The organism is Streptomyces sp. NPDC088254 (assembly GCF_044740925.1).
GTDB lineage: Bacteria > Actinomycetota > Actinomycetes > Streptomycetales > Streptomycetaceae > Streptomyces.
This window is the reverse complement of sequence record NZ_JBIURQ010000002.1, coordinates 537,298-559,187: the sequence shown is the minus strand read 5'-3', so window position 1 is coordinate 559,187 and position 21,890 is coordinate 537,298. Positions and strand designations below refer to the sequence as shown.

Annotated in this window: 22 protein-coding genes, 1 pseudogene and 1 riboswitch; of the genes and pseudogenes, 13 read left to right on the top strand and 10 right to left on the bottom strand. The window is 70.2% G+C overall.

The genetic code is table 11. From position 1 onward, the window contains the following. Positions 1-271: 271 nt before the first annotated feature. Together ACIOC0_RS09380 and ACIOC0_RS09375 are read left to right on the top strand one after the other, a co-directional pair. A complete protein-coding gene (locus ACIOC0_RS09380; protein WP_402154026.1) occupies positions 272-1,351 on the top strand; it encodes a metallophosphoesterase in 1,080 nt (359 codons plus the stop codon). 193 nt (positions 1,352-1,544) lie between these two features. After that, a complete protein-coding gene (locus ACIOC0_RS09375) occupies positions 1,545-2,423 on the top strand; it encodes a hypothetical protein (protein WP_402154024.1) in 879 nt (292 codons plus the stop codon). Between the two features lie 75 nt (positions 2,424-2,498). Here the strand turns inward: ACIOC0_RS09375 and thiC are convergent, their stop codons facing one another. Then, positions 2,499-4,313: a phosphomethylpyrimidine synthase ThiC gene (thiC, locus tag ACIOC0_RS09370; RefSeq protein ID WP_402154022.1), complete on the bottom strand. Its 1,815-nt coding sequence runs from the start codon at positions 4,311-4,313 to the stop codon at positions 2,499-2,501. After that, positions 4,306-4,494: riboswitch (TPP riboswitch) on the bottom strand. (Overlaps the previous gene by 8 nt.) Positions 4,495-4,566: 72 nt before the next feature. Here thiC and ACIOC0_RS09365 point away from each other — a divergent pair. Beyond that, complete coding sequence (locus tag ACIOC0_RS09365; RefSeq protein ID WP_402154020.1) at positions 4,567-6,135, top strand: YibE/F family protein; 1,569 nt, start codon at positions 4,567-4,569, stop codon at positions 6,133-6,135. Positions 6,136-6,263: 128 nt separating this feature from the next. Here ACIOC0_RS09365 and ACIOC0_RS09360 read toward each other — a convergent pair whose 3' ends face one another. From ACIOC0_RS09360 to ACIOC0_RS09345, 4 genes are all read right to left on the bottom strand, one after another. After that, complete coding sequence (locus tag ACIOC0_RS09360; protein ID WP_130439227.1) at positions 6,264-6,710, bottom strand: SsgA family sporulation/cell division regulator; 447 nt, start codon at positions 6,708-6,710, stop codon at positions 6,264-6,266. 97 nt (positions 6,711-6,807) lie between these two features. Further along, positions 6,808-7,665, bottom strand: a complete 858-nt coding sequence (locus ACIOC0_RS09355; RefSeq protein ID WP_402154018.1) for an IclR family transcriptional regulator — start codon at positions 7,663-7,665, stop codon at positions 6,808-6,810. 192 nt (positions 7,666-7,857) lie between these two features. Further along, positions 7,858-8,070: a DUF5326 family protein gene (locus ACIOC0_RS09350; protein WP_130439223.1), complete on the bottom strand. Its 213-nt coding sequence runs from the start codon at positions 8,068-8,070 to the stop codon at positions 7,858-7,860. A gap of 175 nt (positions 8,071-8,245) precedes the next feature. Further along, a complete protein-coding gene (locus tag ACIOC0_RS09345; protein ID WP_351094252.1) occupies positions 8,246-8,563 on the bottom strand; it encodes a cupin domain-containing protein in 318 nt (105 codons plus the stop codon). Between the two features lie 48 nt (positions 8,564-8,611). Between ACIOC0_RS09345 and ACIOC0_RS09340 the strand changes: the two genes are divergently transcribed. From ACIOC0_RS09340 to ACIOC0_RS09320, 5 genes are all read left to right on the top strand, one after another. After that, entirely contained in the window at positions 8,612-8,989 is a 378-nt protein-coding gene (locus ACIOC0_RS09340; protein ID WP_402154016.1) for a phage holin family protein, read from the top strand. Between the two features lie 7 nt (positions 8,990-8,996). Then, entirely contained in the window at positions 8,997-9,488 is a 492-nt protein-coding gene (locus ACIOC0_RS09335) for a low molecular weight protein-tyrosine-phosphatase (RefSeq protein WP_402154015.1), read from the top strand. Beyond that, complete coding sequence (locus ACIOC0_RS09330; protein WP_402154013.1) at positions 9,485-10,642, top strand: cystathionine gamma-lyase; 1,158 nt, start codon at positions 9,485-9,487, stop codon at positions 10,640-10,642. Before ACIOC0_RS09335 ends, ACIOC0_RS09330 begins: the two co-directional genes overlap by 4 nt. A gap of 228 nt (positions 10,643-10,870) precedes the next feature. After that, complete coding sequence (locus ACIOC0_RS09325) at positions 10,871-11,776, top strand: LysR family transcriptional regulator (RefSeq protein WP_402154011.1); 906 nt, start codon at positions 10,871-10,873, stop codon at positions 11,774-11,776. An 87-nt stretch (positions 11,777-11,863) separates the two neighbouring features. Continuing rightward, a complete protein-coding gene (locus tag ACIOC0_RS09320; protein ID WP_352251181.1) occupies positions 11,864-12,346 on the top strand; it encodes an NUDIX hydrolase in 483 nt (160 codons plus the stop codon). A 16-nt stretch (positions 12,347-12,362) separates the two neighbouring features. Here the strand turns inward: ACIOC0_RS09320 and ACIOC0_RS09315 are convergent, their stop codons facing one another. Further along, on the bottom strand, positions 12,363-13,721 hold the full coding sequence (locus ACIOC0_RS09315) for a globin domain-containing protein (RefSeq protein ID WP_402154009.1): 1,359 nt from the start codon (positions 13,719-13,721) through the stop codon (positions 12,363-12,365). 421 nt (positions 13,722-14,142) lie between these two features. On the opposite strand from ACIOC0_RS09315, the gene ACIOC0_RS09310 reads away from it, so the two are divergent. After that, complete coding sequence (locus tag ACIOC0_RS09310) at positions 14,143-15,009, top strand: GNAT family N-acetyltransferase (protein ID WP_402154007.1); 867 nt, start codon at positions 14,143-14,145, stop codon at positions 15,007-15,009. Positions 15,010-15,163: 154 nt separating this feature from the next. Here ACIOC0_RS09310 and ACIOC0_RS09305 read toward each other — a convergent pair whose 3' ends face one another. Next, positions 15,164-16,381: an MFS transporter gene (locus ACIOC0_RS09305; RefSeq protein WP_402154006.1), complete on the bottom strand. Its 1,218-nt coding sequence runs from the start codon at positions 16,379-16,381 to the stop codon at positions 15,164-15,166. Positions 16,382-16,526: 145 nt separating this feature from the next. Here ACIOC0_RS09305 and ACIOC0_RS09300 point away from each other — a divergent pair, with 145 nt between their 5' ends. After that, on the top strand, positions 16,527-16,994 hold the full coding sequence (locus ACIOC0_RS09300) for a MarR family winged helix-turn-helix transcriptional regulator (RefSeq protein ID WP_402154004.1): 468 nt from the start codon (positions 16,527-16,529) through the stop codon (positions 16,992-16,994). A gap of 9 nt (positions 16,995-17,003) precedes the next feature. Beyond that, positions 17,004-17,456 (top strand): GNAT family N-acetyltransferase, encoded by a 453-nt coding sequence (locus ACIOC0_RS09295; protein ID WP_402154002.1) that lies wholly within the window; start codon positions 17,004-17,006, stop codon positions 17,454-17,456. 178 nt (positions 17,457-17,634) lie between these two features. On the opposite strand, the gene ACIOC0_RS09290 is transcribed toward ACIOC0_RS09295, so the two are convergent. Both ACIOC0_RS09290 and ACIOC0_RS09285 read right to left on the bottom strand, forming a co-directional pair. Next, positions 17,635-18,582 carry a phosphotransferase family protein gene (locus tag ACIOC0_RS09290; protein WP_402154000.1) on the bottom strand — a complete coding sequence of 316 codons (948 nt, stop codon included), beginning with the start codon at positions 18,580-18,582 and terminating at the stop codon, positions 17,635-17,637. 552 nt (positions 18,583-19,134) lie between these two features. Then, positions 19,135-19,497, bottom strand: coding sequence for a DUF5335 family protein (locus ACIOC0_RS09285; protein ID WP_402153998.1), 363 nt, complete (start codon positions 19,495-19,497; stop codon positions 19,135-19,137). Between the two features lie 444 nt (positions 19,498-19,941). Here ACIOC0_RS09285 and ACIOC0_RS09280 point away from each other — a divergent pair, with 444 nt between their 5' ends. Continuing rightward, entirely contained in the window at positions 19,942-20,070 is a 129-nt protein-coding gene (locus ACIOC0_RS09280; RefSeq protein WP_402153996.1) for a hypothetical protein, read from the top strand. Between the two features lie 103 nt (positions 20,071-20,173). Then, positions 20,174-20,389 (top strand): annotated as a pseudogene (locus ACIOC0_RS09275) (IS5/IS1182 family transposase); the annotation flags it as partial. A 27-nt stretch (positions 20,390-20,416) separates the two neighbouring features. Here ACIOC0_RS09275 and ACIOC0_RS09270 read toward each other — a convergent pair. Continuing rightward, a complete protein-coding gene (locus tag ACIOC0_RS09270; protein WP_402153994.1) occupies positions 20,417-21,802 on the bottom strand; it encodes a serine hydrolase domain-containing protein in 1,386 nt (461 codons plus the stop codon). Between the last annotated feature and the right edge of the window lie 88 nt (positions 21,803-21,890).

Here is a 21,890-nt window from a genome sequence, read left to right as displayed (position 1 = left end):
TGCCCCCCCCCGTTTATGCACCCCTGACCGAGACCGGACGCCTGCGCCTGGCCCGCTGCGTGGTCGAGGACGGCTGGCCGCTGCGCCGGGCCGCCGATCCCACCACAACCGGGGCGAAAGCCGCAGGGAAACGGAACCTCTCTCTGATTCACCACCCCTGGGTCATCACACGACAGGATCCGCATTCCTATGATGGGCGCACGGCACCGCGGGCCGTTACGACCAGACAGTCCGAAGCGGTGCAGATGCGGCGCGATGGTGGAGGGGTCTGATGACTCAGGGGGCCGGTCAGGGACCCGAGGTGGAGCGTACGGCGACGTTGCGCGACTTCCGGGTGCCCGCTTACGTGCACGAGACCGGCCCGTACGCCGAGAGCGCGCATCCGGGGAACGCCGCGCCGCCGCTCGAGGACCCGGCGGAGCACCCCGACGGCTACACGCCCACCCAGCGCGACCTGCCGGTCATCAACCGGGGCGACACCGTCCAGGTGACCGTCGACCCCGCCGCCGCCCAGGCGCCGCCGCAGGCCACCCGCCAGGGCCCGCTGTTCGTCGTCGGCGACGTGCACGGCTACCTCGACGAGCTGCTGGCCGCGCTCGAGGAAAAGGGCCTGATCGACGCGACCGGCCAGTGGTGCGCGGGCACCGCCCGACTGTGGTTCCTCGGCGACTTCACCGACCGCGGGCCGGACGGCATCGGCGTCATCGACCTCGTGATGCGACTGTCCGCTGAGGCGGCCGCGGCCGGCGGCTACTGCAAGGCCCTCATGGGCAACCACGAGCTGCTGCTGCTCGGCGCCAAGAGGTTCGGCGACACCCCCGTCAACTCCGGCGCGGGCACCGCCACCTTCCAGGCTGCCTGGCTGCTGAACGGCGGCCAGAAGGCGGACATGGACCGCCTCCAGGACCATCACCTGCAGTGGATGGCCCGCCTCGACGCCGTCGAGGAAGTCGACGGCCACCTGCTCGTGCACTCGGACACCACCGCCTACCTGGACTACGGCGACTCGATCGAAGCGGTCAACGACACCATCCGCGAGACGATCACCCGCAACGACGCGGACGAGGTGTGGGACCTGTTCCGCAAGTTCACCAAGCGCTTCGCCTTCCGCGACGAGGGCGGAGCAGACGCCGCCCGCTCCCTGCTCGACACGTACGGCGGCCACCGCGTCGTTCACGGCCATAGCCCCATCCCGTACCTGCTGGGTGAGGTCGGCTCCGAGGAGGGCGACGACCCGGCGCCCGCGGTCGAGGGACCGCACGTCTACGCCGACGGGCTCGCCATCGCCATGGACGGCGGAGTGACGATGGCCGGGAAGCTGCTGGTCCAGCAACTGCCGCTCGCGGTCTGACCGTTCGCGGGACCCGGCGCACCCCGCGCCGGACCCGTCGACGGTACCGCAGGCCAGGGGTCAATTTCCGCGAACCCCCTGTTACCCCGGGCCGTCGCCGCTCTACCATCGGTTCATCCGTAGCAGGCTCCCCTCCGTTTCTGCCCGACGGCTCGTTGGCATGCGAGCCCCAAGCCCTACGGAGCATCGGGGGATGCACATGAACAGCGTTCCGCAGCACCTGCACAGCGAGGACCGCCAGGAGTACAAGCGGATCCTCGATGAGGCGCTGCGCTCCGCACCACACCGCCCGGAACTGACCGCCGTCGGCCAACGGCTCAACGCCGAGCAGCTGCGCACCATGGCGCTCAACGCCACCGCCCTCATCACGGCGGCCGCGGCGACCGAGTACCAGCACTATGTGAAGGTCCGCGAGGAACTGCGCCACCCCTCCTCCTCCGCCGCCCCCTCCGCCTCCGGCCAGGACGTCGGCGAGCCGGGCGTGGGCGGGCTGGGGCTCGCCACCGTGGGTGAGGCGGCCCAGGTGGCCGAGGCCGCCGGAGCGGGCGCCGTCGCCATCGCGGCCGTCCTCACCCCCGTGCTCGCCGGAACCGCCGCGGTGATCTTCCTGCTCGTCGGCTACGTGCTCAGAATGCTCGATCCCGGGGCGACGGCCGCCGAGGCCATGGTCAACGCCGGGTGGGCGTTCGGCGCGGTCGCCGCGGCCGCGATTCTCGTCGCCACCGTCGGGCTCCTGCTCACCGCCCTGCGCAACCGGCCCTCCCTGGAGGCGGGCCCGTACGGCGAACGCAGCGAGGAGGTGGACCGCGCCAAGGAGGCCTGGCGGGAAGCCCTGCTGACACGGGGCATCGTGCCGTTCCTGCGCGAGGCTCTCGCCGATCCCGGCGCGACCGACGCCCAGCATCCCGCATCGGCCCCGCCGGCCCCCGGCGGCCGCCTGCCGAAGATCGGTTACGACCGCCCGGGCTTCACCAGTCCCGACGACGGCCCCGCGGCCGGCCCGCGCCCGAGCTACTCGAGCCCGGACTACACCAGCCCGGACTTCGGAGGCCCGGAGCACCAGCCGGAATAGGCCTCCGGCTTGCGCCCCGACGGGAGCGCAAGCCGCCTGCACTGCGCAAGCCGCCCTATGTCGGCCTGTGCTGCTTCAGTCCGCCATGGGGAGGTAGACCCGGTTGCCGCTCGCCGCGAACTCCTTCGACTTCTGCAGCATCCCCTCCGTTATCTCCTCCGGTGTCGCTCCCTCCGCCGACCCACCGCCGAACCGCTCGGTGATGCTCTGGCTGATCTTCATCGAGCAGAACTTCGGCCCGCACATCGAGCAGAAGTGAGCCGTCTTGGCCGGCTCCGCCGGCAGCGTCTCGTCGTGGAACTCACGGGCCGTGTCCGGGTCGAGGGCCAGGTTGAACTGGTCCTCCCAGCGGAACTCGAAACGGGCGTCGGACAGGGCGTCGTCCCATTCCTGGGCTCCGGGGTGCCCCTTGGCGAGGTCGGCCGCATGAGCGGCGATCTTGTAGGTGATGACGCCGGTCTTGACGTCGTCCCGGTTGGGCAGGCCCAGGTGTTCCTTGGGCGTGACGTAGCAGAGCATGGCCGTGCCCCACCAGGCGATCATCGCGGCGCCGATGCCGGACGTGATGTGGTCGTACGCCGGGGCGACGTCTGTCGTCAGCGGGCCGAGCGTATAGAACGGAGCTTCATCACAGATCTCCTGCTGAAGGTCGATGTTCTCCTTGATCTTGTGCATCGGGACGTGGCCCGGGCCCTCGATCATCGTCTGTACATGGAAACGCTTCGCGATCCGGTTGAGTTCCCCGAGCGTCCTCAACTCCGCGAACTGCGCGGCGTCGTTGGCGTCCGCGATCGAGCCGGGGCGCAGACCGTCGCCCAGCGAGTACGTGACGTCGTAGGCCGCGAGAATCTCGCAGAGTTCCTCGAAGTTCTCGTACAGAAACGATTCCTTGTGGTGGGCCAGGCACCACGCGGCCATGATCGAACCGCCGCGGGAGACGATCCCGGTCTTGCGGTTCGCCGTCAGGGGGACGTACGGGAGACGGACGCCCGCGTGGACGGTCATGTAGTCCACGCCCTGCTCGGCCTGTTCGATGACCGTGTCCTTGTAGATCTCCCAGGTCAGTTCCTCGGCCTTGCCGTCGACCTTCTCCAGCGCCTGGTAGAGCGGCACCGTGCCGATGGGCACGGGGGAGTTGCGCAGCACCCACTCGCGGGTGGTGTGAATGTTCCGGCCGGTGGACAGGTCCATGACGGTGTCGGCGCCCCACCGGGTCGCCCAGGTCATCTTCTCGACCTCCTCCTCGATGGAGGACGTCACCGCCGAGTTGCCGATGTTGGCGTTGACCTTCACCAGGAACCTCTTACCGATGATCATCGGCTCGATCTCCGGGTGGTTGACGTTGGCGGGCAACACCGCGCGGCCCGCTGCGATCTCCTCGCGGACGACCTCCGGTGCCACGTTCTCCCGGATGGCCACGTACTCCATCTCGGGCGTGATCTCTCCCCGCCGGGCATAGGCGAGTTGAGTGGCCGCCTCGCCGGCCCGGGCGCGACGCGGCAGCCGCGGCCGCCCCGGGAAGACCGCGTCGAGGTTGCGCAGACCACCGCGCGGCGAGGTGTGCTTGACGCCGTCGTCCTCGGGGCGGACGGGCCGGCCCGCGTACTCCTCGGTGTCGCCTCGGGCGATGATCCAGTTCTCCCGCAGCGGAGGCAGTCCCCGGCGGACATCGGTGTCGACATGCGGATCGGTGTACGGACCCGAGGTGTCGTACAGCGTGACCGACCCGCCGTTGGTGAGGTGCACTTGGCGGACCGGTACCCGCAGGTCGGGGCGGCTGCCCTCGACGTACGCCTTGTGCCAGCCGATGGACTTTCCGGCCTCCCCGTCGACGGAGACCTCGGTGGAGATCTGCGTGGAGGCAGGAGTGCGTGCGTCCTTGTTGGTCATGAGACCTACTCCCTACGCCGGCATTACCCGGTAACAGGTTCAGCGGTCGACGCAGCGATTGCCGTCTGCCGACGTTTCGTGTGACCCATCACTCGCGCTGGTGACGTTCCACGTGAAACATCGCGAAGACAGAGGTCAGCGCCCTCTCAGCCCGGTGCTCCGAGCTCCCGCGTGTACAAAATGCGCCTCCACGCTAGCGGCATGTGTGGCGCGGTGAACAGTGGGCCCCAGCGGTTCTTGCGATGATCGGTCGGTGACCACGACTCACCAGCCTCCGTATCCGCCACCGGAACAGCCTCGCCGTCCGGGCGGCGGCGGGCCGGGACCGGACGACGACCGCGGACGGGACCGTCACCGTCAAGACGACCACCGGCGGGACCATCACGGCCCCGGCGGCCACGAGCCAGGTGATCACGGGCCAGGTGATCACGGTGCGGGCAGTCACGGTGCGGGTGGCCACGGGCCGGGCGGTGGGCATGGGCATTCGCACAGTCACAGCCACGGGCCGGCTGCCCCCGTCTCCCGGCATCTGCGCAAGGTCATCGCCGTCGTCCTGATCCCGTTCGCGGTGGCCGTGCTCGCCGGGCTCGTCGTGCTGTGGCCCGGCGGTGCCCCACCGCACGAGCGCACCGGGGTGGGCTTCGACCGGCAGACCCACCAGGCGACGGTCACCAAGATCGAGAGCCTGAGCTGTTCCTCGGTGAACGCCTCGGGAGTGCCCCCGACCGGAGACACCTCCACGGCCGAGGGCTCCTCCGCCGAACAGCAGGCGAAGGGAACCTGCAAACGGGCCACGATCCGGGTGGACACCGGCAAGGACAAGGGCCGTACGTTCACTGAGATCGTCCAGCCGGACCAGACACGGCAGCTGGAACAGGGGCAGAAGGTCGTGGTCGCCTACGAACCCTCCGCGCCGAAGGACCTGCAGTACTCGGTCACCGACATCAACCGCAAGCTGCCGATGGGACTGCTCGCCGGGATCTTCGCGGTCGCCGTGGTGATCGTCGGGCGGCTGCGGGGCGTCATGGCGCTGGTCGCGCTGGCCATCAGTTTCCTGGTGCTCAACTTCTTCGTCCTGCCCGCCATCCTGCAGGGGTCGAACCCCCTGGCCGTCGCGGTGGTCGGGTCGAGCGCCATCATGCTGATCGCGCTCTATCTGTGCCACGGTCTGTCGGCCCGCACCTCAGTGGCCGTCCTCGGCACGCTCATCTCCCTGCTGCTGATCGGCGTGCTCGGGTCCTGGTTCGTCGACTGGGCCGCTCTGACGGGCAACACGGACGACAACACCGGGCTGATCCACGGCCTGTACCCCTCGATCGACATGAGTGGTCTGCTGCTCGCCGGCATCATCATCGGTTCGCTCGGCGTCCTGGACGACGTGACGGTCACGCAGACCTCCGCGGTCTGGGAACTGCACGAGGCCAACCCGTCGATGGGCTGGCGCGGGTTGTACCGGGCCGGCATCCGCATCGGCCGCGACCACATCGCCTCCGTGGTCAACACTCTCGTGCTCGCCTACGCCGGCGCCGCACTGCCGCTGCTGCTGCTCTTCTCCATCGCGCAGAGCAGCGTCGGCACGGTCGCCAACAGTGAGCTGGTCGCCGAGGAGATCGTGCGCACGCTGGTGGGCTCGATCGGCCTGGTCGCCTCGGTCCCGGTGACGACCGCGCTCGCTGCCCTCGTTGTCTCGGCCGACCGGCCCGGGACGGCTTCTGTGGGCAAGGCGGTCCCGGACGCGAGGCCTTCGGGGGCGGCCACCGCGGCCGCGGGAAAGTCGCCCGCGGCCGCTCGGAGCGGCAAGGGCCGACGCCGCAAGCGCTGACGGGGCCGGCCGTCCGGCACCGTCATCCGTGCGCCTTCGGCACCCGAGCCCCGTACCGCCCTGAGTGAACGTTCCTGCAGAGCCCCTCCCCGCGCTGAAGCGTCCGTCGCCCTCCCCGGCGCGACGCTTCAGCCGGCGCTCTGTTCCTCCGCCAGGATCCGGTCCAGAGCCTCGTCGAGATGGGCGTCGAAGTCGGCGAGCGCACCCTCCTGGCCCAGCGGGACGAGCTTGTCGGTGCGGTCGAGGAAGGCCACGAGCGGAGCCGTGGAAGAACGGAACACCGCCTGGTCGCCGCCCACCTGAAGCCGGATCAGAACCTCGGCGAGCGATCCGGGGTCGAGGGGCGAGACCCGCACATCGCCCTCGCCGCACGGTCTGCCCACCCCGTCGATCAGCAGCTCCCGCCCGAACGCCCAGGTCACCGGCGCATCACCGGGCAGGTGAAAGGTGAGGCGCACGGCGTAGGGATCGCAGGTCTCGTAGCCCAGCTCGACCGGGATACGGAACGAGAGCTCCTCGGAGACGAGGAAGCTCATCATGACCTCTGCCTGTACTGCCTGCACGGACTCGCGCATCGCCTAACCCCGTCATTGCCGTAGATGGCTGGGAATCAACCCCTGACACTGGTGGCATCTTGCTGAACGTGCACGACAGATCACAAGGAGTGAGTTTTCAGATACTGATAGAGAGCGCGAGCGACCCGAGCATGCGTCCGACCTCGCGCTGCAGTTGCTGCGCCGCCGAGAGCAGCCGGTCCGACTGATGGGCGGGCAGTGAGATCGCCATCGTCGCCGCCGAGGTGCCCACGGTGATCGGGATCGCCGCGCAGACCGTGCCCAGCGCGTACTCCTGGCGCTCGACGACCGCCTCCATCCGCCGCACCCGGGCCAGACGTCGCATCAGCGTGTGGTCGTCACGGACGGTGTACGGGGTGATCGACTGCACGGGGTAGCGGGCCAGATGGTCGCGGCGTGAGTCCTCGTCCAACTGGGACAGCAGGCACTGGCCGATGGCGTGCGCGTGCCCGGTCTCGCGGAAGTCGGCCCACTCCTCGACCGCCGGGTTGCCCGGGGTGTCGGAGACGCACATGACCTCGATCTCGCCCTCCCGGTAGACGGCGTAATAGACCGGCACACCGATCGAATCGCGCCAGTGGGCGAGGGCGTCGACCACCGTACTGCGACGTTTCTGCGCCGCCCCGCTGGCACCCAGCCGCACAGCCGCCTCCCCCAGGAAGAACAGCCCCTTGTCGCGGCGCAGATATCCCTCATGGACGAGGGTCCGCAGCAGGTGGTAGGCGGTGGGAAGCGCGAGGCCGGTCTCGCGGGCCAGCTGTTTGGCCGGAGCGCCGCACTCGTGCTCGGCGACGGATTCCAGCAGACGCATCGCGCGCTGGACGGAGCTGATGAGGGTCGCGGAATGCGGCTGTTCGGGAACGCCCGTGGCCGGCGGGCGCTGGAGCGGGGGCGCGGAACGCGGCCGGGCGGGGGGTCCGTACGGTTCCGCTGATGCGGTGTCAACCGTGGCCAAGGGTTACTCCCGAAGCGCGAGGGGGCGGTCCGTGCGGGGAACACGGGGGGATACGCCGCTCGCGGGGGTCGTCCCCGCGTCGGGTTCCGGACTTTAACCGTCCGCCACCGCTCACAGTCAGGCTGTCGGGGAAACTTCCCCCGGCCGAGGTAACAGGCGATTCCTGTTACCGTCGCCAGCCGTCCGCGCCGCTCACCAGTCGCCGCGCGAGGAGGAGCTCGACGTGAACTTCCGCACCACGTAGACCAGTCCGGCGACCAGCGCCACGAACACCAGCAGCTTGAAGAGCAGTCCGATGACGAAGCCGACCACGCTCGCTATCAGGCCGCCGAACACGACCAGCGCGATGACCGGCACGGCCACCCACTTCACCCACCACGGCAGTCCCGCGAAGATCTCTCGCATCGCTCTCGTCCTCGTCTCGTCGGATGTCCGAGCCCCCGACGGGCCGGATCTTCGATGTCCTGCCGTCGATGCTAGGGCGCGAGGGACGCCGACGGAGGGCTCGCGTCCCTTGTCCTCCCCTGATCGCCCCCCTAGGGAACCCTGAGACGCCGCATCCCCTGCGGGGTGGAGACGGTCATCCCTCCGGCGGCGAGAACACGACCAGAACGCGCAGATCCTCGCTGATGTGGTGGAACTTGTGGGCGACCCCGGCGGGCACGTACACCACGCTGCCCCGTGCCACCTGGGTGGTCTCCAACCCGACCGTGAGGGAGGCCCGTCCGCTCACGACGAAGTACACCTCGTCCTGATTGTGGGGGTTTTGTGGATCAGTCGCGCCCGCATCGAGCGCGTACAGCCCGACCGACATGTTCCGCTCCCGCAGAAACTGCAGGTAGGCACCGTCGTTGGCGGCTCTCTCCGCCTCCAGTTCGTCCAGCCGGAATGCCTTCATCGCCCTCGCCCACGCTCGTCGCCGATCTCGTCTGCCACGATCAGACACATGAAGAATTTCGTAGTCAAGACGATCGCCAACGCGGGCGCCCTGGCGGTCGCCGTCTGGCTGCTCGACAAGATCACTCTGACCGGCGACAGCACCGGCAAGAAGGTCGGCACCCTGATCGCGGTGGCGCTGCTTTTCGGCCTCGTCAACTTCCTGGTGAAGCCGTTGGTGAAGGTGCTGACCTTCCCGCTGTTCGTCCTCACGCTCGGCCTGATAACCCTCGTGGTCAACGCGTTGATGCTGCTGCTGACCTCGTGGCTGGCCGGCAAACTCGACCTCAGTTTCCACGTCGACGGTTTCTGGGCGGCCGTGCTCGGCGGCCTGGTCATCTCCGTCGTCTCCTGGGCGCTCAACGTCGTCCTGCCCGAGAAGGACTGACGACGCGATGACATACCGTGTCTGCTTCGTGTGCACCGGCAACATCTGCCGCTCCCCGATGGCCGAGTCCGTCTTCCGCGCACACGTCGCGGAGGCCGGACTCGACGGACTCGTCGAGATCGACAGCGCCGGAACGGGCGACTGGCACCTGGGCGAGGACGCCGACCCGCGCACCGTCGCGGTCCTCGAGAAAAGCGGTTACGCCACCGCGCACACGGCCCGCGTCTTCGACCGGTCGTGGTTCGCCCGGCGCGACCTGGTGATCGCCCTGGACTCCAGCCACCTCAGGGCCCTGCGCCTCCTCGCTCCCACCCCGGAGGACGCCCAGAAGATCCGTCTGCTGCGTTCGTACGCTCCCTCGGCGGGTGACGACCTCGACGTCCCCGACCCCTACTACGGGGGCCCGGACGGCTTCGACGACTGCCTTGAGATGGTGGAGGAGGCGAGCGTCGGTTTGCTCGCCTCGGTACGCGAGGCTGTGGAAGGACGGGCGACATGAGCGGTTCCGCTGCGACCGGGGGCTTCTCCGCGAACGCCGGCGAGGGCACACGCGCGGTGCGGGCCGGCCTGCCCGACCCGGTGAAGTACGAGCCGACCCTGCCCGGCCCCGTGTTCGCCGCGCACTTCCACCTGCCGGGCGAGCCGACCGGCCCTTACACCTACGGCCGGGACGAGAACCCGACCTGGACGCTTCTGGAGCGCGCCATCGGTGAGCTCGAGGCGCCGGGACACGACGACGTCGAGACCCTCGCGTTCGCCTCGGGCATGGCCGCCGTCTCGGCGGTCCTCTTCTCCCAGCTGCGCACCGGCGACACCGTCGTACTGCCGAGCGACGGCTATCAGGCGCTGCCCCTGGTCCGTGCCCAGCTGGAGGCCTACGGGATCGTGGTGCGGACCGCTCCCACCGGCGGGGACGCCCAGCTCGACGTCCTCGACGGCGCGAAGCTGCTGTGGATCGAGTCGCCGTCGAACCCCGGGCTCGACGTGTGCGACATCCGTCGGCTCGTCGAGGCGGCACACACGCGTGGCGCTCTGGTGGCGGTGGACAACACCCTGGCGACGCCGCTGGGACAGCGTCCCCTGGAGCTGGGCGCCGACTTCTCGGTGGCCAGCGGCACCAAGCAGCTCACCGGGCACGGCGACGTCCTCCTCGGATACGTCACCGGGCGCGCCGGTGAGCCGATGTCGGCGGTGCGCCGCTGGCGCAAGATCGTCGGCGCGATTCCCGGTCCGATGGAGGCCTGGCTCGCCCACCGGTCGATCGCCACTCTGCAGATGCGCGTCGACCGGCAGACCGCCGGTGCCCTGGCCGTGGCCGAGGCGCTGCGGAGCAGAAGCGAGGTGAGCGGCCTGCGGTATCCGGGGCTGCCGGGCGACCCGGCCCACGAGGTCGCCTCGCGGCAGATGCGGCGCTTTGGATGCGTGGTCTCCTTCACGTTGCCCACGCGCGCGCGTGCGGAGCGCTTCCTCGACGCACTGCGGCTCGTGGACGACGCGACCAGCTTCGGCGGGGTGCGTTCCACGGCAGAGCGCCGGGGTCGCTGGGGCGGGGACGCGGTGCCGGAGGGCTTCATCCGGCTGTCGGTCGGCGCCGAGGATTCCGAGGACCTCGTGGCGGATGTGCTGCGTGCGCTGGACGAGTCGGGCCGATGACGGATGTGCGGACCTCGTCCGGTGGAGCGCTGGGCGCACCGGACGGTCCGAACCTCCCCCCTCGTGGCTCGGACCGTCCGCGGCTCCACGCGCGAAGAACCGCCTGATCCAGGCTAGTTGACTCTGTGTCAGTGTCCAATCACGGTAGCGACAGGGGCCTATCGACTTATTTATAGTTGCCCCCTGCCTCGGGGCCGGGGGAGAGGCAGGGAAGGGAGAACACGCTCCATGGATCTGGCCTTGCTGCGCACCTTCGTGACCGTGCACCGGGCCGGTTCGTTCACCCGTGCCGCCGCCCTGCTGGGGCTGTCCCAGCCGGCCGTCACCTCCCAGATCCGCACGTTGGAACGGCAGCTCGGGCGACCGCTGTTCCTGCGCCAGGCCCGCGGGGTCACCCCGACCTCGATCGGTGACGAGCTCGCACACAAGGCCGCCCCGCACCTCGACGCCCTGGTGGAGATCACCGAGACCGGGCTCGACGACGAGTCCGCGGCACGGACGCTGCACCTCGCCGGCCCTCCGGAGTTCACCGCCGCACGGGCTCTCCCGGCCCTCACCGAACTGGCCGGCGACGAGGGGCATTCCCTTTCCTTACGCGCCTCGTTCGGGACCGCCGAGGAGGTGCTGGAGGGACTGGCCGCCGGGCACCACGACATGGCGATCAGTACGGTCCGGCCGCGCGGCACCCTGCTCACGGCGACCCCGCTGTGCGACGAAGAGCACGTTCTGGTCGCCGCTCCGGACCGGGCCGAGCTGATCAGCGCCCGGCAACAGCAGCGCAAGGGCGCCACCGCGCTGGAGCACCTACCGGTGATCGAAGTGCACGAGTCGCTCCCCCTCGTCTCCCGCTACTGGGCCTCCGTCTTCGACGCCCGTCCCACCGTCTCGGGCACTGTGATCGTCCCCGACCTGCGCGCGGTGCTGGCGTGCGCTGTCGCGGGCGCGGGGCTGGCGGTGCTGCCGCGCTATCTCTGCGCGGCAGACCTGGCCCGCGGTGCTCTGGTGGAACTGCACGAGCCCACGGTGCCGCCGCTGCGGACATACGTCCTGGTGGTGCGCAGTGGCACCCTGGCGATGCCGCACATAGCGCGGGCACACGACTGGCTGCTGAGCGCGGCCGCCGAGTGGTGCTGAGCCTGTTCCGGCTGGCGTCACGGTGAAGGTTCGACCCGTGACGATGCGGGATGTTTCACGTGGAACCAGCCGGGCCACATTTCTCCCATGACCGTCCGACCCGTGGTCAAGCGCACCGCACGCGCCGTTCTGCTGGACGGTGACGACCTGATCCTGATCAAGCGCACCAAGCCCGGCATGGATCCCTACTGGCTCACGCCCGGAGGTGGTGTCGAGCCGGAGGACGCGACCGTCGTCGAGGCCCTGCACCGTGAGGTGTACGAGGAGCTCGGCGCCAAGATCACCGATGTGGTGCCCTGCTTCGTCGACACCGTCGAGCACATCGGCGAGGACGGCGGCGCGACCGGCGTGAAGGTGCAGCACTTCTTCGTCTGCCGGCTCGGCTCCATGGACCCGGCCCTGCGGCACGGTCCCGAGGTCGACGAGCCCGTCGGCGAGTACGAGATCGTCCGTGTGCCGTTCACCCGGGTCGGGATCGCCTCCGTCCACCTCGTCCCGCTGTCCCTGCGGCACTACCTCGACGGCAACATCGAGGGCGTCCGTGCCATGCACGCCCCGGACCTGGGGTGACGTCCGGGACGCGGGGTCAAGACCTGGTGCCGGCGAGTTCCTCGACCGCGTCGTGACGTATGCGCTCCGCGGGGATGCCTGAGGCGCTCAGGGAGTCCACTCCCTTGCGGATCAGTTCAGGCGGCCCGGAGACGTAGGCGTCGTATCCAGCCCAGGGGCCGAAGCCGCGCAGGGCGTCGGGGAGCCGCAGAAGGCGGTCCCGGTCGTCGACCACGGGGCGTACCTGCAGCCAGGAGTGGGACTGCTGGAGCCCGAGCAACGTCTCGATCGCATACAGGTCCTTATCGCTGCGTGCGCCGTAGAAGACCTCGACCGGTCGGCGTGCGCCACGTTCGGCGACGTCCTCGACCAGTGCCTTGACGGGCGCTATCCCGGTGCCGCCGCCCAGGCAGAGCAGCCCGCTGTCGTTGGTGTGGTCGACGGTCATCGAGCCGGCGGGCGGGCCGAGCCGGACGATGTCGCCGGGGCGGGCGCGGTGCACCAGCGCGCTGGACACCCAGCCCGCCGGGACGGCTTTCACGTGGAACGTGAGCAGTCCGTCGGAGCGGGGGGCCGAAGCGAAGGAGTAGTGCCGCCAGATTCGCGGCCACCACGGTGTCTCCAGGCTCGCGTACTGCCCGGCGAGGAACGGATAGGGCTGGTCGGGTCGGACAGTGAGGACGGCGACGTCCGGGGTTCTCAGCTCGTGGGAGACGACCTCCGCGTTCCACCAGGGCGGGGCGCGCAGTTCGTCGGCGGCCGCCGCGTCGATCATCACTTGGGAGATCCTGGTGTAGGTCCGGACCCAGGCCGCCTCGGTCTCGGCGTCCCAGACGGAGCCGGCGTAGGCGCCGAGGGCCTCGATCAGGCACTCGCCGACGGCCGGGTAGTGCTCGGGGCAGGTGCCGTACCTGCGGTGACCACGGCCCAGGTTCTGCAGGTACTCGTCCAGCATCGGGGTGTTGTCGAGGCGCTCGGCGGTGATCAGCAGGGCCTTCAGCAGCCGGTCCCGCTGAACGTCCATCGCGGGCGGGAAGAGCGAGCGCAGCTCGGGGTGGCGGACGAAGAGCAGCGCGTAGAAATACGACGTGACCTCGTCGGCCACAGGGGTCACCTCGGCCATGGTCCTGCGGATGAGGACGGCGTCCGAGGAAGCGTTCCTACGGGGCACAGGGGGTTCGGCGGGGCCCCCGGGCCATGAGGCGATGCCGGGCCGGGCAGGAGCCGACAGTTGCGAAGGCCCGGGGGGCGGGGCGGCAGCCCTCGGAGGCTCGGGAGGGTCGGAGGCTGCCCGGTCGGGTTCGGTGGGCGGATCAGGCTGCTTGTGCGGCGTGAACCATCCCTCCTCGCCGTCGGACGTGTCCTTGTCGGCCGACCTGGTGGTCGGAGCGTCCATGGTGTGCCTCGCCTCGCACGTCTTTCGGTCGGTCTGCGCACCTGCCCGTTGGAAGGTGCCTGTTTCCCCTCACGGACAGCCGGCTTCTGCGTCCTGTCGCACGGCCGCCCTGGCCGCGGTCCCGTGGTTCCGGCTGCCTCAGGCCGTCGGCGCGCGGGACACACGCGCCGCGCCGCGCAGATCACGTTCCGGACACGAACCGGACTCGACCATACCGGGCATCGTTCTCCACTCACACGCCCCCCTTCCCTGACCGAGGGGGCCTGGGCTGGGTAACAGCGACGTAGCGGTGCCGGGCGTGGGGCTGTTTCACGTGAAACAGCCCCACGCCGTACCGGCTCCGGATCACATGGCCTAAAGCACGTACGTACCCCAGGAATGAGGTGGACGACCGAGCCACCGATCGGACAGCCTGTTCCGCGTGCCGACTCCTTCCCCCGCCACCCTCCCCATCCGCCGCCTGACGCACCGTGACCTCACGGCATGCGCCGACCTGTCAGAGGACCGGGGGTGGCCACGCGAGGAACACAAATGGGGCCTCCTCCTCACCGCCGGGACGGGCTACGGCATCGACGCCCCCGACGGAGGCCTCGTCAGCGCCTGCGTGGTCACCGAATACGGTCCGCACGGCCGGCCGGTCCTCGGCGCCGTCGGCATGGTGCTGGTGGCCGAACGTCATGCCAGGCAGGGCGTGGGCCGACGGCTGATGCGCCACGTCGTCTCCGCCATGGGCACCACTCCGCTGACCCTTCACGCCACCGAGTACGGGCGGCCGCTCTACGAGGAGCTGGGTTTCAAGACCACGGGGCGTGCGGAGATGGTGCGCGGCCGCTTCACCGGGGGCGACGTCCGCCCCGACGGCATGACCCGCGCGGCCACGGCCGAGGACCTCGCCACGATCGTCAAGCTCGACCAGGAGGTCTTCGGCGCCGACCGCACCCCCATCCTCGCCCGGCTTCCCGCCTTCGCCGACCAGGTACGGGTCGCCGAGGAGAACGGCCGGATCATCGGTTACGCCGCCGCATGGCCCAACATGGACACTCACGTCGTGGGCCCGCTGATCGCCCGGGACACGGAGACCGCGAAGGCGCTCGTGACGTCCCTGGCCGCACGTACGGACCGTCCTCTGCGCACGGACGTCGACGTAAGGCACGAGGAACTGCTGGCGTGGCTGAAGGCCCGGGGCCTGGCGTCCGTCGGCTTCAATGCCGTCATGACCTACGGGATCGCCGAACTGCCCGGTGACTGGAGCCGGCGGTTCGCGCCGCTCACCGTGGCGGCCGGCTGACGGTGCGGACACACGCATGCCGGGCCCCGCGAGGTGCGGTACCCGGCATGCCGCCCGCGATGAACAGCGGGCGGCCGAGCGCTGCTGGGGCAGTCAGCTGAAGCACCGAGTGCCATAGGGGATCGACTCGGCGCGGCCCGCGTTCCGGCCGCTCTCAGTGGTGAACGGTGGCTCGCTGCCCTGTCGGCGTACCGCCGACGACGACGGCACTCGGGGCCTCGGCTGCGCTCTCCCGGCGCTCCAGCGTGGAAGAGACGAACGCGAGGAGCAGAGCGGCGGCGGCGAGGGCCGCGCCCACCCAGTTGGGAGCGGTGTACCCGAGGCCGGCGGCGATGACCATGCCGCCGAGCCATGCGGACAGGGCGTTGCCGAGGTTGAAGGCGCCGATGTTCACCGCCGAGGCGAGCGTCGGCGCGCCGTGCGCCTGGTCGAGAACGCGCTTCTGCAACGGCGGGACGGTGGCGAAGCCCAGGGCGCCGATCAGAGCGATCGTGACGGCCGCGAGGGCCTTGTCGTGAGCGGTGAGCGTGAAGAGCGCCAGAACGACGGCCAGGGCGCCCAGGGAGACGTAGAGCATCGGCATCAGGGCGCGGTCGGCGTACCTGCCGCCCACAAGGTTGCCTGCGACCATCCCGAGCCCGAAGAGGACCAGCAGCCAGGTCACGGAGCCGTCGGCGAAGCCGGCCACGCGGGTCATCATCGGTGCGATGTAGGTGATGGCGGCGAAGACGCCGCCGAAGCCGAGGACGGTCATCGCCATGGCGAGCAGGACCTGTGCGTTCTTGAAGGCGGCGAGCTCGTGGCGCAGGTGTACGCCCTCCGGCCGGGGCATGTCGGGCACGAGCTTGGCTATGCCGGCCAGGCCCACCACACCGAGCGCCGCGACGACGGCGAAGGTGACGCGCCAGCCGGCGTTCTGGCCGACCAGGGTGCCCAGCGGGACGCCGACGACGTTGGCGACGGTCAGACCGGTGAACATCATCGCGATGGCGCCGGCTTTCTTGTCGGGGGCGACGAGCTCGGCCGCGACCACCGAGCCGATGCCGAAGAAGGCGCCGTGCGCCAGTGAGGCGACGATCCGGCCGGCCAGCATGACGGCGAACGCGGGGGCGAGGGCGGACAGCAGGTTCCCGACGATGAACAGGCCCATCAGCAGCATCAGCATCCGCTTGCGGGGGAGCCTGGTGCCGAGGACGGTCATCAAGGGGGCGCCGAACATGACGCCCAGCGCGTAACCGGTCACGAGGAAGCCCGCGGTGGGGATGGAGATCCCGAAGTCGGCCGCGACCTCGGGCAGCAAGCCCATGATCACGAACTCGGTGGTCCCGATCCCGAAGGCTCCGGTCGCCAGGGCAAGGAGCGCGAGAGGCATGGTGGGATACGCCTTCCATGATGATTGCAGGTGCGCTTTACGTGCCTCGACAATAGTTGCAGACGCTTGATGTATGCAAACGCCGTATATTGCAGTGTTGCCTTACCCTTGGGTTCAGCTGCTCCATGACGGAGGAAGGACGCCCATGACCGCGACGGACCCCGTACTCACCGCGCTCGCCCAGGGCTGGTGCGCCCTCTCTCTGCTGCACGGGAGGATCGAGGCGCACATCGAGCGGGCGCTGCAGACCCGTCACGACCTGAGCGTGCGCGAGTACTCCCTGCTCGACGTGCTCAGCCGTCAGCACGACGGCGAGGGCGGACATCTGCAGATGAAGCAGGTCGCCGACGCGGTCGTCCTCAGCCAGAGCGCCACCACCCGCCTGGTGACCCGGCTCGAGGACCGGGGCCTCCTGGAGCGCTACCTCTGCCCCACCGACCGTCGCGGCATCTACACCAATGTCACCGAGGCCGGCCTCCGCCTGCTCGACGAGGCGCGCCCGACCAACGACGCAGCGCTGCGCGAAGCCCTCGACGCGGCGGCGAGGAACCCCGAACTGGCCCCGCTGGTCCGGGCCGTGGAGACGCTGAAGACGACACCCGCCACTGCGTAGGCTACGGCCATGGGAGATCTTGAAATACGCCCCGCCGTCGCCGACGACATCCCCGCGATCGTCGCCATGCTCGCGGACGACCCCTTGGGGGCGCAGCGGGAATCACCGGACGATCTGGCCCCTTACGCCACCGCGCTGGAACGGCTCAGCTCCGACCCGAACCAACGCGTCGTCGTCGCCGTGAGAGAAGGCCGGGTCGTCGGCACGCTCCAGTTGACGATCATCCCGGGCCTGTCCCGGCGTGGAGCCACCCGGTCGATCATCGAGGGCGTCCGCGTCCACGCCGATGAGCGCGGCAGCGGTCTGGGAACGCGGTTCATCGAGTGGGCGGTCGAGGAGTCCCGGCGGGCGGGATGCCAGTTGGTGCAGCTGACGTCCGACGCCACGCGCACCGACGCCCATCGCTTCTACGAGCGGCTCGGCTTCGTGGCCTCGCACGTCGGCTTCAAGCTCCACATCTGAGACCGCGGAACACAAAAGGGAGAAGCGTCCTGTTTCACGTGAAACAGGGCGCTGCCCCAACCGCCGCTGCCAGTGACGCTAGGCAGTTTCATTGGATCAGTCGGTCGTTGGTCGGGTGTGCCGTCAGCAGATGCGCGGTGGGCGCGGAGAGAACGGCCGCTCGACTGCCCGCGGTGCGTCACCGGTGCAGGGACTCGGCGACGGCAGGGTCCTCGAGCACGGTGACGCACCAGGCGAAGTGCTCGTCGCCGCCGCCCGGCGCGAAGGCGTCGCTCGTGGCCATCGCATAGGCGGCTCGGTACAGCAGGAGGTCGTCGACCTCGTAGCCGAACTCGTCGGCGAACCGCGTGGTGAGCTGCCGGGTGATCTCCGGGGCGTGCTCGGTGTCCGCCGGGAAGATGGCCGCGGCCACGGCGGCGTCGAACCGGGGGTCCCCGCCCGTGGACAGGAAGCCGTAGTCCACGAGGGCGAGCGGCCGCAGGTCGTCGTCCACCAGCACGGTCTCCGGGAAGACGTCACCGTGGACGACCGCCTCATCGGTACGGGGCAGCGAACGCAGCTTCCGAAGCAGCTGGGCGCGCGTGTCGTCGAAGTCGCGGACATGCGTGGAGAGCCGGTCCGCGCACCGGCTGACCCGCCGGTCCACCAGGTCCGCCAGGGCGGACCCGAAAGTGGTGTGGCCTTCCCACAGCGGGCGTTCCTCGTCCAGCACAGCAAGGTGCTTGACCTCGTCGACGTCATGGGCGTCCGCGAGGGCGCGCAGCACGCCGACCAGGCAGTCGACCGCTTCGGGCAGCACCTCGTCCGGGTCGTCGGTGCGGATCCTGCCCGCCAAGGGCTCGCCGGTCAGCTCCCGCTCCACGGTCATCGGGACACCGTCCATGTCCTCGACGGCGAGGATCTCCGGGGCGCCGAACGGCAGGTGCGCCGCGGCATCGGCGTAGAAACGCTGCATCCGCCGCAGTTCGGATCCCCGTCGGCGCTCCCACACCTTGGCCACCGTTCCGTCCCCGAGTCGGTAGACGGCTCCCTCCACCGCCGCCTCGACGGGCCCGGCGTCGGGATATCCAGCGTCGACGAAATGTCGTACGCGCCGGGCCGTGGTGTCCCGTATCGCATCGGACATCTCGTGCCTCCTTCCGCCCCCCCGGCGTGTACGACCTGCCGGTCGGCGGGGCCGACGCCGGGACCATCTCCCACGGTAGGCCCCTCGCCCGCGCGACACCCGAGTGCTCGGGCACCGTGCGGTCCGCAACGCGTATACGGCGGAACAGTGCCGGCGGGTCCTGCGTATCCGGAGCCGGCAGTGGTTGTTCCTTCGTACACCGGCGGCCGTCGCCCGCCGACGGCCGCGTCCGGCCACTGCTCGGGGGCCCGCCGACGGGCACCACGCACTGCGGCGTCCGTCGGCCGCAGCCCGCTACCGCTGATCGGGCCCTGCCCCGCCCGGGACGCAGGCCGAACTCGACCTTGCTCCGCTGCTTCCCGCCGCGGCGTCGGCGGTACCCGGGTCGGCTGCCGGCGGACCTCCTCACGGAACTCCGCAAGCCGCACTGTTGACACCGGGCCCACCCGGTGGCGCTTGGACAGGGAGGGACAGGGCCCGCGTCTTGCGTCGCGTCACGGCCCAGCGCGCGAGCTGCCGCGATGGCTGCCGGCGGCGGGCGCGCCTCAGGGGTCAGGTCTCCGTGCCGGACTCCTGGGGGAAGAAGGTGATCAGCGTGGCGGTGCCGTCCTTGTCGACTGTCCGGACCGCCGGCTGGGGAAGGTCCTGCATGGCGACGTCGATCTCCCTGGGGTGCCACACCAGGTGCCGCAGGACGACGGGGTAGCGCGGCGACCGTCCGCCGACGGAGACGGCCACTACGTCGTCCTTCGGGTCGTACACGATGGCGGCGAAGGGCAGCCGGTTGGCTTCGCTCTGGTGCCCGATCTCGGGGTCCAGTACCTCGATGGTGACGAACTCCCCCTGGTGTTCCTCGGTCATCTGGTTGAGGGCGGTCTCCCAGGTGCTGCGGTCGAGCGTTTCGGTACCGGCCATCGTCCTTCCTACTCCGGTGGCAATCTGGTCTGCCGACGGTAGCCCGCAGCCCTGAGCGAATGCCTCGGCCTGACAGGTCGAGCCGTCCGGCCCTGCTGGGCCTGCCAGGACGAGTCCGGGCCGAAGCCCCACGAGGCAGGCTCCGGTACGGGCGGAGCGGGGGCAGGCACGGCTTGACGGACCCACGTAAGCAGCCACGCGCCCACGAGGACCACCGTGAGCAGCAGGAACAGCAGGAACAGCAGGAACAGCACGGTGAACCACCGGAAGTACCAGTGCCCACCCGCCGGGTCGTACACCGCGTCGCGTGGCCAGGTTGGCGGTCATGAGCAGGCGATACAGCAGGACGAGGGCGTTGTCCGGGACTTCCCCAACGACCGAGACGCCGTAGAGCACTGCGCCGTCGGCCCGCGTTCCCTGTGCCGGACCCCCGACCTACGACTCATGAACGAACTCAGACGCCTGCGCGCCCCGCACCCCGAGGACCGCCCGGAAGCCCGGCGCCGACGCGACCGGACCACGCTGCGAGGTCTGCTGCGTTCGCTGCGGTCCGGCGAGCTGCGGGGGTGGTAGGGCGGTCGCATGGACCCGAGCAGGGGCCGGCCGTTCGGCCGCTCCGGACGATGAACAACACATCGCGAGCTGAGAGGAACAATGCGGAACCGGACCTTGAGCAGCAGTCATCCCGGTCCCGGCGGACCAGGGAGGCCACCGGCTGTGACGGGGAAGCCGGGGCGGCAGGCCGCCCGCCTTCGACCGCGAGCCATACAAGCAGCGCAACACCGTCGCGCGGTGCATCAACCGCCTCAAGCAGTGGCGCATCACCACCCGCTACGAGAAGCCCGCGACCGTCTACCTGGCCGGACTTCACATCGCGGGGGTCTTCCTCTGGTCCGCCCCGTGGTCCGAGCGAAAGTCCCTAGCCGATTCCCCGCCACCCCTCCGCGTCGACACCACCCGGTACGGCGGCGCCTTCGTCGTAAGGCTGACGGGTGAACACGAACGAGCCGAGGTCCAGATGGTCCACCGAGCCGTCCGGACGTCGAACGGCCTGAAGGGTCTCGCCTGCGAAGTAACCCTCCAAGCCGGTCCAGGTGCCGTCGCCGTTGGTCCGGAACCGTGAACGCCTGCCGCCGCCGGAGAGCGGTGCAAGGCTGAGGAGGCCGTCCGCCGTGACCCGCAGCGCGTACGGACTGGTCCCCCAGTACCAGGGGCCGGCCAGTTCCAGCAATGAACGGTCGACGTGCGGCGACGGCCGCCAGGGCTCGGGAATGCGCGGCTCCGCCTCGGCGACGATGCCCACGAGGTCGGCGGCCACCTGGGTCACCATCGGACCGGAGGTGCAGTTGGCGAGCACCACCGCCGCGACGTCGTCCGACACGCTCAGGGCTAGGCTCGCCAGGAACCCCGGAACCGACCCGGAATGGCCCACGAGCACGCGCCCGCCCTGGTTCTCGATCCGCAGACCGAGCCCGTAGGAACCGCCGTCCGCGAGATCCGCCGGGTCGGCCGGCGCCGCGGGCGTTCGCATCTCCCGCAGCGTCCGAGTGCACAGCACCCGGTCGTCGCCGTGCGCGAGGAACGCCGCGAACCGGGCCAGATCCCCTGTCGTGGACCAGAGTTGACCCGCCGCTGCCATCCGGCCGAAGTCCTCGGCAGGCTCGGGCAGCAGGACGTCGACCCACGGATGCACCGCCCAGCCGCCCGCATGAGGCTGCCGGGGTCGTGCGCCCGTGCGATCAAGGCCCAGGGGTTCGAGCACTTCACGCCGTAGGACCTCGTCCCACGGCGCTCCTCGGAGCTCCTCCACCAGGGCCCCGAGAAGGCTGTAGCCGGGGTTGGAGTAGTGGAACCGGCGGCCGGCCGGATGCAGGACAGGGCGGTCGCCGAGGACGTCGGCGAGGTCAGGGCGCGAAGAGCCCGGTGTCCGCTCCCACCAGGGGCCGGGTGATTCGGCCGCCAGTCCGCCGGTGTGGGCGAGCAGTTGAGCGATCGTCGCCTCGCCCGCGCCCGTACCCGGCAGGTGCTTCTCCAACGGGTCCCCGAGGTCGAGCGCCCCCTCGTCACGCAGCCGCATCACCAGCACCGCGGTGAAGGTCTTGGTGATCGATCCGATGCGGTACTGCACGTTCTCATCGGGACCGTGTCCGTCGACCGAGGTACGCGCCCCGTGCCACACGGCCCGCCCGTCGCGCACGACCGCTGCGACGAGCGACGGGGACCTGCCCTCGGCCTGGGCCACGGCGATCCTGTGCAGCAGCGCACGCCGGGTGCCGGGGAGCAGCTCTTCATGGAATGTCGTCATGGGGTCAGTCCACCTGGCCCGACAGCGCGAGTCGAGCCCATTCCCTCCACCCTCCCACCCCAGGTCGGGGCCGATCGGGTCCGCGCGC